12 protein-coding genes are annotated in these 13,679 nt (G+C 48.3%); 2 read left to right on the forward strand and 10 right to left on the reverse strand.

Annotated features, from left to right (window positions below):
- Nucleotides 1-6: 6 nt before the first annotated feature.
- The 9 genes from mltG to HY455_03535 form a co-directional block, all read right to left on the reverse strand.
- The gene (mltG, locus tag HY455_03495) at nucleotides 7-1,032 is read right to left on the reverse strand and encodes an endolytic transglycosylase MltG (protein MBI4118571.1); all 1,026 of its coding nucleotides are present in this window, start codon (nucleotides 1,030-1,032) and stop codon (nucleotides 7-9) included.
- Nucleotides 1,033-1,049: 17 nt separating this feature from the next.
- Nucleotides 1,050-2,372, reverse strand: a complete 1,323-nt coding sequence (locus HY455_03500) for a hypothetical protein (protein ID MBI4118572.1) — start codon at nucleotides 2,370-2,372, stop codon at nucleotides 1,050-1,052.
- 91 nt (nucleotides 2,373-2,463) lie between these two features.
- The gene (locus HY455_03505) at nucleotides 2,464-3,498 is read right to left on the reverse strand and encodes a hypothetical protein (GenBank protein ID MBI4118573.1); all 1,035 of its coding nucleotides are present in this window, start codon (nucleotides 3,496-3,498) and stop codon (nucleotides 2,464-2,466) included.
- A 128-nt stretch (nucleotides 3,499-3,626) separates the two neighbouring features.
- Nucleotides 3,627-6,482: a leucine--tRNA ligase gene (locus HY455_03510; protein ID MBI4118574.1), complete on the reverse strand. Its 2,856-nt coding sequence runs from the start codon at nucleotides 6,480-6,482 to the stop codon at nucleotides 3,627-3,629.
- A complete protein-coding gene (locus HY455_03515) occupies nucleotides 6,482-7,054 on the reverse strand; it encodes a hypothetical protein (GenBank protein MBI4118575.1) in 573 nt (190 codons plus the stop codon). Before HY455_03515 ends, HY455_03510 begins: the two co-directional genes overlap by 1 nt.
- A 61-nt stretch (nucleotides 7,055-7,115) precedes the next feature.
- The gene (gene ychF, locus HY455_03520) at nucleotides 7,116-8,192 is read right to left on the reverse strand and encodes a redox-regulated ATPase YchF (GenBank protein ID MBI4118576.1); all 1,077 of its coding nucleotides are present in this window, start codon (nucleotides 8,190-8,192) and stop codon (nucleotides 7,116-7,118) included.
- 138 nt (nucleotides 8,193-8,330) lie between these two features.
- The gene (locus HY455_03525; GenBank protein ID MBI4118577.1) at nucleotides 8,331-8,507 is read right to left on the reverse strand and encodes a hypothetical protein; all 177 of its coding nucleotides are present in this window, start codon (nucleotides 8,505-8,507) and stop codon (nucleotides 8,331-8,333) included.
- A 113-nt stretch (nucleotides 8,508-8,620) separates the two neighbouring features.
- On the reverse strand, nucleotides 8,621-9,301 hold the full coding sequence (locus tag HY455_03530) for a hypothetical protein (GenBank protein MBI4118578.1): 681 nt from the start codon (nucleotides 9,299-9,301) through the stop codon (nucleotides 8,621-8,623).
- Between the two features lie 7 nt (nucleotides 9,302-9,308).
- Nucleotides 9,309-10,712, reverse strand: a complete 1,404-nt coding sequence (locus HY455_03535) for an RHS repeat-associated core domain-containing protein (GenBank protein ID MBI4118579.1) — start codon at nucleotides 10,710-10,712, stop codon at nucleotides 9,309-9,311.
- A gap of 357 nt (nucleotides 10,713-11,069) precedes the next feature.
- On the opposite strand from HY455_03535, the gene HY455_03540 reads away from it, so the two are divergent.
- Both HY455_03540 and HY455_03545 read left to right on the forward strand, forming a co-directional pair.
- Nucleotides 11,070-12,404: a DNA modification methylase gene (locus HY455_03540; protein MBI4118580.1), complete on the forward strand. Its 1,335-nt coding sequence runs from the start codon at nucleotides 11,070-11,072 to the stop codon at nucleotides 12,402-12,404.
- Between the two features lie 9 nt (nucleotides 12,405-12,413).
- Complete coding sequence (locus tag HY455_03545) at nucleotides 12,414-13,037, forward strand: hypothetical protein (GenBank protein MBI4118581.1); 624 nt, start codon at nucleotides 12,414-12,416, stop codon at nucleotides 13,035-13,037.
- Here HY455_03545 and HY455_03550 read toward each other — a convergent pair.
- On the reverse strand, nucleotides 13,028-13,474 hold the full coding sequence (locus tag HY455_03550; protein MBI4118582.1) for a hypothetical protein: 447 nt from the start codon (nucleotides 13,472-13,474) through the stop codon (nucleotides 13,028-13,030). The two genes, HY455_03545 and HY455_03550, sit on opposite strands and share 10 nt — an antisense overlap.
- Between the last annotated feature and the right edge of the window lie 205 nt (nucleotides 13,475-13,679).

Here is a 13,679-nt window from a genome sequence, read left to right on the forward strand (position 1 = left end):
GAACACTTACGGCAAGTACCTCGCCTTTTTTACCTTGTGCTCGTCGAAGGTTCGACTGAAATGGATGTTTGAAGCGAGGTCCGAAAGGTAGAACAGGTAGGGTGTCTCCCGAGGATTGAGCGTCGCGCGTATAGCAAGCAACCCTGGGTTCACGATAGGGCCAGGCGGAAGACCTTTATGTTTATACGTATTGTACGGAGATTCGTTCTTGCGGAGGTCTTCGAGGGTGAGATCGAAGGTCGTCTTGCCGTTGATGTAGAGAAATGTTGCATCGACTTGAAGCGGCATCCCAATCTCGATTCTCTTCCAAAGCAACCCGGCTATCACCCGCATGTCCTCGTATGTGTACGCTTCCTTCTCTAGGAGTGACGCCATGGTCAAAATCTCATGAATAGTGTGTCCGCTCATGAGCACTTCCTCTTCGAAATCTTTGAGCTTCAACTTGAAGTTATTGGTAAGGGCCAAGAGGACAGTTCGCGGTTCGACTTTGGGTAAAAAGTAATAGGTATCCGGGAAAAGATACCCCTCGTCATTATCCGCAATGCGCAAAAACTCTTCGTCATCAAAATTGGGGAACTTTTGTTTCATGACAAGCGCAATTTCCTTGTTCGAGACGCCTTCAGGGAAAGTGACTCTGATCGGGTTAAGCCCATGCTGTCCGTGTGTGAGACGCCATGCAATGGTAAGGACGTTTTGCGGCTTGGGTAGGAAGTATTCGGCTGATTGGATGCCTCCTTCCCCCCTCAATACAAAAACAAGCGCCTTCAACATAAACGGGGATTGAACAATCTTTCGCTCATCCAACACCCGCGCGGCTTCAGTAAGGGTCATCCCTTTTTCGATCGAGATCAAGGACCCGCTTGGGAATCCAATAGGGGCGCTTATAAAAAAGAAAAAAAAGACGAGGACGAGGGTTGCCCCACCGTAGACGGTTATTCGCATCCGTTTGCTCTGGGGCAAATGGAGATACCCTTTCGCTCGGTCTATATACGGGCGGAGTGTTTGTGAGAGATTTTTGAGATTAGAAAACATGTCGTAGGAGTTGGAACTTATGTCGGTAAATTAGTCGGCGGTTCTGCTCTCCTCGACTCAATACGCGGGTATGACGGAGTCTCTGCAACACTTCCTGGGAAGTGGAATATTGAAGCGAGCTCTTCCACGTTCAAGACAAACATCTTACGTTCGTATGGAGGGTGGACCCAAGAGCGTTTTCGATATGCGTCAAAAAACGTCCATTTTTTGTATGCTTGTCGAAATCCCCGCGGAGAAAAAGGTGGCACACCCAAGTTGCCGCCTGGCTGCACGGGAATGTTGACGTACTTCTGCCATGGATAATCGAGTTCTGTGTGGTCCCGCGGGACAAGGGCGTTTATCCCGTTAAACGGCCTAGGAAAACCAAAGAGCCCTCCGGAGTTTGCGGGATTAAACACCTCCTTTTTCCCGAGGTAGAGCGCACGAACGCCGCAGTCAAAGCCGAGTTTGCCCACCTTCCTGCCGATTGCCTTGATGACCTCGCGCTCCCCCTCGGTCAAAGAGGAAAAACGAAAATCCCCTTCCGCGTCTTCGGGTAACGGCCCCGAGCGCTCCTTTGCCTTTTCCATAATACCTTCAATTGCCTTCTTTCCCTCGTCCTGCCAGTCTGACGCCTCACCAAAGAGTGGCGTCGGGTCTTTCTTGCCCTTGGTCGCTCGAACAAAGATTTGTATCCAAATCTGTTCACCCCTTCCGATTCCTCCCAAAAATTCGATGAGTGGCGTCATGGGGTCAATCTTAAACTCCTCCTTCGGGTCCTTGTTCAGGTTGTAATCGATGTAGGTTGAAAGCGGGAACGGATCAGGACTACGAAGTTTGAACTCAACCCCCACAAGGTTCCAGTCGCTATCTTTTTTTGCGAAGGTGACGCCGGGTGTGTAATCCTCGACCACCTTCACCTCGGCGGCCGGGAATTGGGAGTAGATCTGTGTCTCGATGTACTTCACGAAACCGGCCCGTGTCCAGATGTAGAAGTGGATTGCCCCTTCTATCGAAACCGCCTCGAGAGTAAAGTAGGTTCTCGTCTTGCCCAAGATAAACTTGTCGTACCACGTCGTCTCACCGATCGTCACATAGAGCGCATTCAAAACGACCTCCATGGCAAGCGGGGATTTCGGCTGTTCACGAGGAACCTTGATCTCGATGATTGCGTATTTCTGCTCCGAGAGAAACCGGGCACGGACATATGGCACCCAGACACTCCAAAACACGAGGAGGAGCGCTGGCGGGAGTGAAACCGGCGCCATGACAAGCGCATTTGAAAACACTACCGCAAATGCGTCGCGCGCAAAGAATATGAATGTCAAAAGTGTCTGGAGCGAGACGAGACCCATTTCCATATTGGTTTTATTATACCCCAATAGAAAAATCGAGACAACGAAAAACCGACCTGATGAGCATCGGGCCGGTTTTTCGTTGCTATTCTAGATGCTAGACAAGTCTGTATTTGCCATCTCCGTCCTTCTTGAAATATTTCTTGTTCTGGAGGTTAACGACAACAGTGTTCTCTTTGACGTAGCGCTCTTTAAGCACTCGCTCGACGAGCTCCTCGCGCGAGAGACACTCTTCTTCTCCCAGGATGCGACAAATGATGTCGCGCACAATCCCGTTTGAGTACCCCCATTCCGAGAGACCATAGAGTCCACGTCCTACCAATACGAAACGTTTCTTGTCCTTAATGAGTTCGTTGTGGCATGTGGCAACGTGAGCTGACCTGCCAAAGAGTTTCTCGATTGCTTTCGCCACTTCAGTGAAGTGGAGTGGTGAACCGTGTCGGCGAATTACCAAGTATGCGTAGTCGCGGATACCGCGTGCGCGAATATTAGGTGAAGACGCAAGACCCCATTCTCCAAGCGGGTTTGAACCAATAACTTTAGAGAGTGCGAGCCAGCGTTTTGCTACTTCGGGGTTGTCCTTGAATTCAGCGGGGACACCAGCAAGTCGGCGTTGGAACGAGTTGAGCAACTCTTCTTCCGGAATCAAATCGTCTTCGCCGAGTGTTTGGAAGAGTCCGTGGAGTGCTTGGTGCACGATCTTTGAAACCCCCTCGTCGACACTCCAGCGGTGTGTGAAGTGTTGATCTTCTTTTCTTCGCTCAAATGTTTCTCCTAGTACGAGAATGAAGTGGAAGTGGTTTTGTGTGCTTTGATCTTTCGCCAAGAGTTCCAATAGGTGCTCCTCAGGGAGGACTGCGCCGTGGGAGTAGATGTGTGAGCGCAATCCCTCGAGCATCTCTTCTTCTGTTTTGTAGGCTTCGGACTTCTTAATAGTCTGGAGTGCGAAGTTTTCAATCTGACGCACTCGTTCGCGAGTAATACCGTATTGCTGTCCAATTGATTCGAGTGTGCGGCGTTCCGGCGAAGTGCCCAAGCCAAATCGGGAGACGACAACATCGCGTGCTCGGTCCGGGAGGACGCTGAGCAAGTTTTTATTGAGCTGTTTTGGTTTGAAGCTAGATATCTCCATGAACGATTAGATTACACCACGCTATGTATAATATTTGAGAATACCCCATTACATCTATACCTGTCAAGCCCCCCTCCCCAAAGCACTGGTTCTGCCCCTTCCGCCTTTTATTTCCTTGGATTTCTACCCTAGACGGCAACAATATTGACCAGCTTGCCTTGTACGTAAATCACTCGTTTCACCTCCTTGCCAAGCGTCCATTTCTTGACCGACTCTTCCGCGAGTGCCTTCTCTTTTACCGCATATTCTTCTTCTTCCGGAGAAATGTCAAGTTCTCCGCGCACTTTGCCGTTCACTTGTATGACGACGGTGATTTTTCCCTCTTTTATTTTTGTTTCATCATGGTTCGGCCAACTCTCTGTATACAGAGATTTTTTATTTCCAAGCATGTGCCAAAGCTCTTCGGTGATGTGCGGCGCAAAAGGGTAAAGCAAAAGAAGAAGGGTTGTGTACGTCGCGAGCGGCACCTCCCCCATTGTCTCAAGACTGTTTACAAAAACCATCATCGCTGATACTGCGGTGTTAAACCGAAACGCCTCGATGTCTGTCGTCACTTTCTTTATTGTCTTGTGTGTCAGAATGTCTATCTCTTCTGTGTGCAGAGCGTCTTTGTTCACCTTTTCTTGCAGACGCCACACCTTCTCCAGGAACCTCCGTGGCCCGATAATGCTTTCCGCACTCCACATACTACTCTCTTCAAAGGGCCCCATAAACATTTCGTAGAGGCGTAGTGTATCTGCTCCATAGTTCGAGACCACATCGTCGGGATTCACGACATTCCCCCACCGCTTCGACATCTTGCGCCCGTCTTCGCCATAAATAAGTCCGACACCCTTCAGGCGTCCGAAGGGCTCCCGATAGTTCACAACACCAATGTCATAGAGAAACTTGTGCCAGAAGCGTGCATAAATGAGGTGACGCGTTGCATGCTCGACTCCTCCTTCATAGAGATCGATCGGCGACCAGTATCCCTCTTTCTTTTTATCGACAAGTGCTGAGTTATTGTGAGGGTCGATAAAGCGAAGGTAATACCAAGAAGAGCCGGCCCACTGGGGCATAGTATTTGTCTCGCGCTTTCCCTTGCCTCCACAATTAGGGCATGCAACATTGACCCATTCCTCGATTGCCGCAAGCGGAGACTCCCCCGTCCCTGTTGGTTCGTACGATACTACGTCAGGAAGCACCACGGGCAGATCTTTCTCCGCGACAGGCACAACACCACACTTGCTACAGTGGATCATTGGAATCGGCTCACCCCAATACCTTTGGCGAGAGAACACCCAATCGCGCAGTTTATAGTCCACTTTTCTTTCGCCGCCAACAAATTCGGTGATACTCCACTTCGCTTCTTCACTTGAAAGACTGTCGAATGTACCCGAGTTCTTGAGTATGCCTCCGCCCGTATATGCACAGACTCCGTTGCTACAGAGCATCTCGAGGGCATGTTGGTGCGAGTCGGGTGTCAGAAAAGTTTTAAGCTCATTGAGGGTAAGCCACAAGACTTCGTGCTTTGCTTGTTCCTCCTCGGTCACATCTACCCGAGCATCGCCTTCTAACTGAAAGAGGAGTACTCGAGAGTGAGCAAAACGATTGACCTTTTTGGGCACATGATAGAACTTCCCGTGCACTATACCGAAATCGTGTACCAACCGGAGACTCTGATAGCCTGTTTCTTCTTCAATCTCCGCACGCGCAGCGCTCTCCGCTGTCTGCCCCTTCTCAATACCTCCGGTAATAAAGGTACCCCAAGCGACCTGCTTCCACTTGAGCGCCATATACTTCTCTTCTGACCAATGCTTCACGATTGCGATGATCGCATCGCGGTGGTCAAAGGGCAAGCCCTCTTTCACCTTCCCTGGCTCTGTAGATTGGGTAAAGACAGGCTCTATGACTTCGCGTATAGGCAATCCAAATTTCTGCGCAAATGCAAAGTCGCGCTCATCATGCGCGGGTACCGCCATAATGGCTCCCGTGCCGTAATGCGCGAGAACATAATCAGCGATCCACACAGGCAACGCCTCCTTGTTCGCTGGGTTTATAGCCTTGACCCCCTTGAGCTCGACTCCCGTCTTTTCTTTTTCTCCCGCCGTCCTCTCCAGGTCTGTTTTCCTCTTCGCTTGCGCTACGTATTCATTCACCTCTTCTGTATTCAAAATGCTCGATGCCAACTTCGTAACCAACGGATGCTCCGGCGAGAGTACCATATATGTCGCACCAAAAAGCGTATCTGGCCTCGTCGTAAAAACTTTTATTCCAAATTCTGAATTCTGAATCTTAAATTCTATTTCTGCTCCTTCGCTTCTGCCAATCCAGTTTCGTTGTGACTCCTTGATGTGCTCTGGCCACTCAAGGTCGCTCAAATCTTCCAACAGTCGATCAGCGTACTCACGAATCTTCAACACCCATTGTCGTATCGGTCTCTGCTCTACATCACTCCCGCAGCGCTCACACTTACCCGCCTCCAGATCCTCGAAAGCAAGCCCCGTCTTGCATGAAGGGCACCAGTTAATCGGCTCGTGGGACTCGTAGGCAAGCCCCTTCTTCCAAAGCTGGAGGAATATCCACTGTGTCCACTTGTAGTACTTTGGGTCGGTTGTATTTATCTCGCGCTCCCAGTCATAGTTAAGTCCGAGTTTCTCTAACTGCTCTTTGAAGTGCGCAATGTTTTTTTCTACTGCGACTTTGGGGTGTATTTTGTTCTTGATGGCATAGTTTTCTGCGGGCAAACCAAAAGCATCCCACCCCATGGGATGCAATATGTTGTATCCGCTCATCTTCTTGAAGCGAGAATAGATGTCGGAGGCAATATAGCCCTTCGGGTGCCCCACATGAAGCCCCTCCCCCGAGGGGTAGGGAAACATGTCGAGCACATAGGCCTTGGGCTTCTTGGGGTCCTCCTCGGTTTTGTAGAGATTCTCTTTGCGCCAAGCTTCCTGCCACTTCTTTTCTATTTTTTTATGGTCGTACTGACGCATACCCGCCATTACTCTTCCTTTTTACCAAACCACCTAATACCTGCGTAGACGAGCGCCGCGAGTGCAAGCCCCAGGATCCCGACACGGAGATAGTCGGGCATGTCAGCCCAGTAGCGCATAGAAGCGACAATATAGGTCAAGATACCGCCGAGCCCGAAACCGATGGAGACAATTTCATACATTCGGAGGAAGAAGCTCCCCAAGAGGGCTACCGTACCAAGAATGACCAAAACTATGAAAGAGTTCCTGTTATAGAGCTGGTGTGCATCCTCGAATTCTTTCCGACACGTAAACTCGGGGTCACAGTACCCCTCCTTCAAAACCTCAATAGGAGCTGGCTCTGTATAGCCTCGCGGGAATCCTTTTTGCAGGAACTGATCGTCCACCCACTGTCCGCCCACGGCGACACATTCATCTTTTTTCTGCGGCACAATGCGCACCTGCTCTTGCTTACAAAAGTTGGTGTACTCTGGCGTTTCATAGACGAGCTGTACGCCAAAGACAAAGAAAAGGTCGAGTACGATGACAGTGGCGGCGACGAGCCCCCATTTGAGGAAGGCGTGGGGTTTGAGGTGTAACATAAGGTTTGTGTGTTATCTATTTGTCTCTATGATACCACAGGCCAATGCCGTTTTTAAGACGTTATATTCTAAACTCAATCACGTCCCCATCCTGCACTACATAGTCTTTCCCCTCGGTCCTTACCAAGCCCTTTTCTCTTGCGACCGGGTACGAACCAGAAGAAAGGAGATCTGCCGAGCTCACCACCTCCGCGCGTATAAACTTGTCGTGGAAGTCGGTGTGGATGGCGCGCCCAGCTTGGGGTGCAGTTGAGTCACGCTTTATCGTCCACCCCCTCGTCTCATCGGCTCCAGTGGTAAAAAAGGTGATGAGGTTCAAAAGCTCGTAGCTTTTGCGGATCAAGAGGTCGAGCCCCTCTTCGGAGACGCCGAATTCCTGCCGAGCAATTGTCTTTTCTGTCTCACTGAATTCCGCAATGCCCCGCTCGAGCGCCACATCAAACGAAACCCACTTGGCTCCTGTCTTGTTTACAAAATCCACGACTTCGTCAGGAAGCTCTGCTTGATCTGACTTACGGTTAAAGCAGTAGAGTATCGGCTTCATGGTGAGGAGGTTCAAGGATTGCACCAATATGAGTTCGTCTTCCGAAAGAGCAACATTTTGCGCAAGTTTCCCGCCATCAAATGCTGCTTCCAACTTCTGTAGTACTTCGTCTAAAGCGACTGCTTCTTTTTTCCCTGCTCGTTTTTCTTTCTCTAAACCTGCTCGACGTTTCGAAACAACTTCGTAATCAGCGAGGATGAGCTCGAGGTTAATGACTTCAATATCACGAAGTGGGTTCACCTCTCCGGAGGTGTGCACAATATCTGGGTCTTCGAAAATCCGAACCACCTCTGCAATGGCGTCTACTTCACGAATGTTTTGGAGAAACTTATTACCGAGCCCTTCGCCTTTCGAGGCACCAGCGACGAGACCAGCGATGTCAGTGAATTCAACAACCGCGGGGATAGTTTTTGCAGAGTTGGAAAGCGCAGACAATTGGTTGAGCCGTGGATCGGGGACAGGCACAATACCCACAGACGGGTCAATAGTGCAAAACGGATAATTCTCCGCAGGCACACTTCGCCCCGTCAATGCATTAAAGAGTGTGGACTTCCCCACATTCGGCAAACCTACAATTCCTATTGAGAGAGACATAAGAGCATACTATACCACACTTTCAAAACTTAAAAAGAGACGTCTTACGCGTCTCTTTTTAAGTTTGTTACGCGAGGGACGAGGAGAAAAAAATACATCACGAAACTTTAGATTAAATCGTGACTGTCCCCATTTCTTTTACGGCATAACTGTGTACGCAAGAATGCGCATGTCGATAAGCTCCTTGGCATCGAGCATAAGTTTCTCAAACCGTCGATAGTCTTCGGGGGCGTCGAAGATCTGCATACGACCGTTTGCGCGATTGATGACGTGATAGACCTCATTACCAACGTCGACGCGAGCTAATCGTGGCATTCAATAATTATATCATGATTTGCAGAAAAGAATCGTGACTGTCCCCATTATTCTTGGATACTTTTTATCTCATTCCTCGTTCAAGCACTCATTTCGCATGACCTATCTTCTTATTATTTTGTCTTGACGATTGTATATCCCATAGAAAATATCAACAAAACTATACTGACAGGAATTAAGAATTTGATTGATGAAGAAGAATTCCCTTCGGCTGCAAATAATCCGACGAAAAAGAGCACTGTGCTTAATAATATTGCTCCGCTCCCTATGAGCTTATGCTTATTTGCAACTAAGTAACCACGAGAGCTTTTTATGTCTGATTCTTTTTGCAAAGCTTTCGTTATGGCTATCTCATTTGTCGAAGAGATTTTTCCTACTCCGAGTACTCTGCTTACGTGAGCTATGGCTTCTATTCCGTACAGATTTTCCCCAATACTAGTAAATTTACTTTTCCCGTTAACTACAAACCGTATATTAAGACCATTCCCATAACCCAAACCGCCACGAAAAAGTTTTCCATACTGGATTGCTTGTACGTCAGAAATCTGTATGGTAGTGACAGGAAAATTCAAAAAATAAGTTCTCGCATAGTTGCTTCCAACTTCTAGTTTCCCTGCAAAAGGAATCAGGGCGATCAAAATCGCCATTCCTGAAAGAATCGAAAATCCAATCCATTTTTCTGTTGTCATTGGATTATCTCCCAGTAGAAAAACTACTCCTAAGAAAATTGGAACGAACAGTAGCGCGATAGTATAGTATTTATTTGCTTTATAAACTTTGATGTTTGTGCTCATATAATTTCTATTTACTAGTTGCCGGCGTTGACTGCCCGCCAGATACCCACTCATCTTTACCAAAATCATATGTTCCAGCTCCGGGTCCAAAGTTATAAGTACCAACAAAATTTCCACTTCCGGTATTCCCCACGCCTATAGCCTTAGCGGCATCTTGAGAAGTAGACGTAAAATTGTGGCTACCTATTAGCTGACTTGTGTAATCTGAAATTCCTCCAATACCAAGTTGCAGAGCACTTTGTTGTGTATGTTTTCCGTAAAGCCATGCATTCGTTCCAAAGTCTGGTAAACGTCCTGGAACCCCTGGCACAAGTTTTCCCGCTCCAAACGTAAGACCTCCGATTACGGTGTCTGCGGCAAATGATTGCCATGAAACTACTTCGCCAAGCGCATAGTTGCCTCCTGCGCCAGTTAGACCTGAGGCAAGGCCAACAGCCCCAATTTGAGCAGTAATTCCGTACGCCGCCGCTAAACCGCCCGTGCCTCCAACAATTGCACCTTGTATTGCACGCACCGCATAAGTTTCTGGACTGGATAGACCACTATAAAACGCACTGGCACTGAAGCCATTTGCACTAATGTTGTTATATACATCATAGCCATATTGGCCTAGCATCCCTGCTCCCGCACCTATTATACATTGCGGGCATTTGCCAGTAGGATCACTTTTATTTATAGGGTTATTTTCCCCATACGAGTATGAATTTAAACTCTGTGGATTTTCAAGGTTTTGATTTGCCGGATTACCCCAGAATATTGGATCTTGACTTAAGAACTGTCCTTGCAGACTTCGATAGTAGCGTGAGTTCAAATAATTGAGCTCTGTCTCTGTATCAAGTCGTTCTCCGATAAAAGCACGCTCAAGTGGGTCGCCAGTTGAAACTCTTTCGCTACCAAAAGGATGATAATCTCTCGCGGAAAGAACGTCGCCGTCTTCGTCTGTAGTCACGGTCACGCTTCCAAGGTGATCGTTGTGCGCAAAGCTCGTTGTTGTCGCACTTCCGTTTCCGTCGACGGTAGCTAGTAATACACCTCGGTTATCAAACACATGTTTGGTAGTCGTTGCAGAAGCCACCGTGTAATAGCTACCCACGTAGCCAGACACTGCATCACCGCCACCTTCGTTTTCAAAAAGCACGGGAGAGATACCTTCGGGAGTTATGACAAAACATTCAAGACCTTGGGAGGTCTCTTGGGTACCTTCCGTCTCCTTTGTATCGATAGGGTCTCCAATACACCCTATCGCCAATTCTGTCGTTAATGGGGTTAATGCAAGAATTTGGCTGGTTTCGGTGAGGTAAAGGTAGGTGGGAAATTCCACCTGTGTCTCAAGGGCTTCTTCTTGAGCTCCCACAGAAAGTGGGATGCTTATCAGGAAAAAAGCGAGGAGTAGTAAGAGAGTTCGTAGCATAGTATGCTTTCAATTGTACCAAAATGAGACAAATGCGACACCACAGTGGCATTTTGATGTAGTATCGCGTCTTACCTGTGGATTATTCTTCTTTGACGACTACAAATATGTGTTAATATATAAATACACTTGGATATATGTGAGTAACCTCACATGAATCCGTAAGAGACTCTCTGAGTGGAAGGAATGGCATCATTCCTCCGCCGAAAGCGGTTAAAGCCTTCTTTGGCTTACCCGCTTTTTCAATGTCATGTGATCACGGGTAGTCATAGGCAATGACTGCTTTTTTGATTGGTGGTCGATACACTCAAAAAAAGCTTTCATGGATGCTAATTAAAAATTAGCCACAAAGCAACCATGAAAACAAAACACTTAGACTTAAAAATTGAGCATGTCTCAATTGATCTCCTCAAGCCCAGCGAGCACAATCCTCGCCGTTGGGCGGAAGACAAAACATCAACGCTTCGCGAAAGCATCCGTCGTTTCGGATTGGTAGACCCGATCATCTGCAACAGCGCCACAGGACGGGAAAATGTCGTTATCGGTGGAAACTTTCGATTAAGCGTAGCAAAGGAACTCGGTTTTACGGAAGTACCCGTCGTATTCGTAAAAATAGAAGATCTCGAAAAGGAACGCGAGCTAACGATCCGACTGAACAAGAATACTGGCGAGTGGGATTTGGATCTTCTCGCCGCATTCGACGAAGCACTCCTCAAAGATATCGGATTCTCATCCGAAGAACTCGACGACGTATTCGCAGACCTCGACCCAGAGCCGGAAACGTTCGATCTCAAGCACGAGCTCGAGAAAATAGGCATCGAAGAAGTGACCATGCAGAAGGGTGACATCTTCGATCTCGATGGGTCGCGCCTCATGTGCGGCGACTCAACAATCAAAGAAGATATCTTAACGCTCATGAACGGCGAGAGGTCTGACCTGTGCTTTACTGACCCCCCATATATTCTCGACTACACAAAGGGCAAAAAACGGCACGGGAAAGCGACGGAAGGATTTGGTTACAAGCGCGATCGAAAATATCTTGAAACAGATGTGTTGCCGGAAAACTTTACCGACCTTTGGATGGCGAACATTGCCGAAGTCCAAAAAGAAAACTTCTCCATCGTTACGTTCGAGAATCCGAAGAATCTCAAAACCATTTGGGAGGCATTGGAAAAGTACTGGAAATACCGCAATACAATTGTTTGGCACATTCCGAACCGAGTACAGGGATTCGCCGCTAAGCACAGACTGTTCAACAAGCATGATGTCGCGTTGGTTGGGACATCGGGAGATGTCGCCTTGAACCAAGAACCCGAAGATGAGTTGTTCCAGAACGAATACGAAACTGCCATTTTCGCGACCGGGGGAAAACCTCACTGGGAAAGCTATGGAAAGGGCAAAGAGTATTGCCCTACGGATTTCGTCGAACACATTGCTTCGGATGAGAAGAATTCAGGACAAGGAATCATCTTCGGAACGAAACCAGTCGAGATACTGATTCCCTACATCAAGGTGCTTACGAAGCGCGGAGATCTTGTGCTAGAACCGTTTGGCGGTTCCGGATCGACGCTCATCGCCTCTGTATCACTCGGACGGCGCTGTTACGTCATGGAAAAAGTTCCCACGTACGCCGAGGTCATTATCGCTCGCTGGGAAAAGCATACCGGGAAGAAAGCGAGGAAAATAACTTAGCAACGCATCATGGCAAAACCGGAACGCACATCTCCAAACAAAATGCCGTTGCGGCAGCCGCCGAAGCGGGAATTAAAGATGCGCCAGATCGTCCGGCAATTGCAGATTACCCCGATTCCTCAGATAGCATGCGAACGCACGGGGGTATCCCGCGCAACGTATTACCGATGGAGAACCAATGACGTCGTTTTTTCCCGCGCTGCCGACCACGCGCTTGAGGCCGGACGGTTTTTCGTCAATGATGTTATCGAGTCGCAACTTATTCGAAAAGCAAAAAATGGCGATGGGGCATCCCAGAGATATTGGCTTTCCCATAACCATCCGAAATACTCGAAAAAGCAAATTCACGAACACTGTCATATCTGCGAAGTGAAAAGTACAGAAGAAAGACACAGGGACTCTAGGCGCGATCGACGAGGGTACGAAGTCGTTTATGGCGGTATCCTGAAAAATATCGGGGCAGACGAGGTTGACGAACGAATGGAAAAGGATGCCCACAAGATCGAGGACTGGATGTTTGAGAGATTCGAGATGCTGGGTGAGGATACATCTATTGAAAATGACGGCAACGATCCATCAAACAAATCCGGTCATCAAAATTCGAACGCGCCTACACCGCCGGATCATTCGTAAATCTCAAGGCCGAAGATTTCTTTTTTGAGTTTGCCGTAATCCTCCAGCGTATTAACGGGCTCCCACTGCTCGCCGCCTTCATAAGCCCAACTGCTCACGATATCCTCTTTAAGAACATCGTAAATTCTCCGCACTCTAAAATCTTTGTAGGGACTCTGAATATCGTCAATCTTTACTGCAACATCCATCTCTGCAAAGCAGGATTTTCGCTTCGCATCATACGTGCTGTGCAGAACCTGAAGAACTGCCGTGCCAAGATTATCTTTGCCGGACTGCTGTTCCGCAAGCTCTCTTGCTTTTGCGGCACATTCTTCGTTGAGGCTAAACAGTTCTCTGTCGCCTACTTCGCTCTTATTCCAGAGTAATCCGTACGAGACGATTGCCGCGGCGACAATCAATGCGGCAACGATTATTTGATTTTGTTTTATCCAATTCATTGCACTCTAGCGGGTTTTAGTGCGACGGAGTGAGCCTAAACAAAAGGCTCCTGGCCATCGCAACGGAACCTTTCGGCCCCGCCCATACAGGTTTCCCCATATGACCCGCTAGAGTGACTCTGACCAGGAGTCCTTTGTTCTCTAGCGGGATTTTTGACCATGCCACCGGATTTCTCCGAGGGTTTAGGTCACCGAATCGTTATTC

This window comes from Parcubacteria group bacterium (assembly GCA_016204045.1).
Classification (GTDB): Bacteria; Patescibacteriota; Minisyncoccia; order Phycocordibacterales; family UBA2135; genus JACQLQ01.

Excerpts from the sequence above, each read along its gene's own strand:
- HY455_03540 (MBI4118580.1), top strand. The coding sequence starts at position 11,070 with ATGAAAACAAAACACTTAGACTTAAAAATTGAGCATGTCTCAATTGAT.
- HY455_03500 (MBI4118572.1), bottom strand. The coding sequence starts at position 2,372 with ATGGAAATGGGTCTCGTCTCGCTCCAGACACTTTTGACATTCATATTC.
- HY455_03515 (MBI4118575.1), bottom strand. The coding sequence starts at position 7,054 with ATGTTACACCTCAAACCCCACGCCTTCCTCAAATGGGGGCTCGTCGCC.
- HY455_03510 (MBI4118574.1), bottom strand. The coding sequence starts at position 6,482 with ATGGCGGGTATGCGTCAGTACGACCATAAAAAAATAGAAAAGAAGTGG.
- mltG (MBI4118571.1), bottom strand. The coding sequence starts at position 1,032 with ATGTTTTCTAATCTCAAAAATCTCTCACAAACACTCCGCCCGTATATA.
- HY455_03545 (MBI4118581.1), top strand. The coding sequence starts at position 12,414 with ATGGCAAAACCGGAACGCACATCTCCAAACAAAATGCCGTTGCGGCAG.
- HY455_03535 (MBI4118579.1), bottom strand. The coding sequence starts at position 10,712 with ATGCTACGAACTCTCTTACTACTCCTCGCTTTTTTCCTGATAAGCATC.
- HY455_03525 (MBI4118577.1), bottom strand. The coding sequence starts at position 8,507 with ATGCCACGATTAGCTCGCGTCGACGTTGGTAATGAGGTCTATCACGTC.
- HY455_03505 (MBI4118573.1), bottom strand. The coding sequence starts at position 3,498 with ATGGAGATATCTAGCTTCAAACCAAAACAGCTCAATAAAAACTTGCTC.
- HY455_03530 (MBI4118578.1), bottom strand. The coding sequence starts at position 9,301 with ATGAGCACAAACATCAAAGTTTATAAAGCAAATAAATACTATACTATC.
- ychF (MBI4118576.1), bottom strand. The coding sequence starts at position 8,192 with ATGTCTCTCTCAATAGGAATTGTAGGTTTGCCGAATGTGGGGAAGTCC.
- HY455_03550 (MBI4118582.1), bottom strand. The coding sequence starts at position 13,474 with ATGAATTGGATAAAACAAAATCAAATAATCGTTGCCGCATTGATTGTC.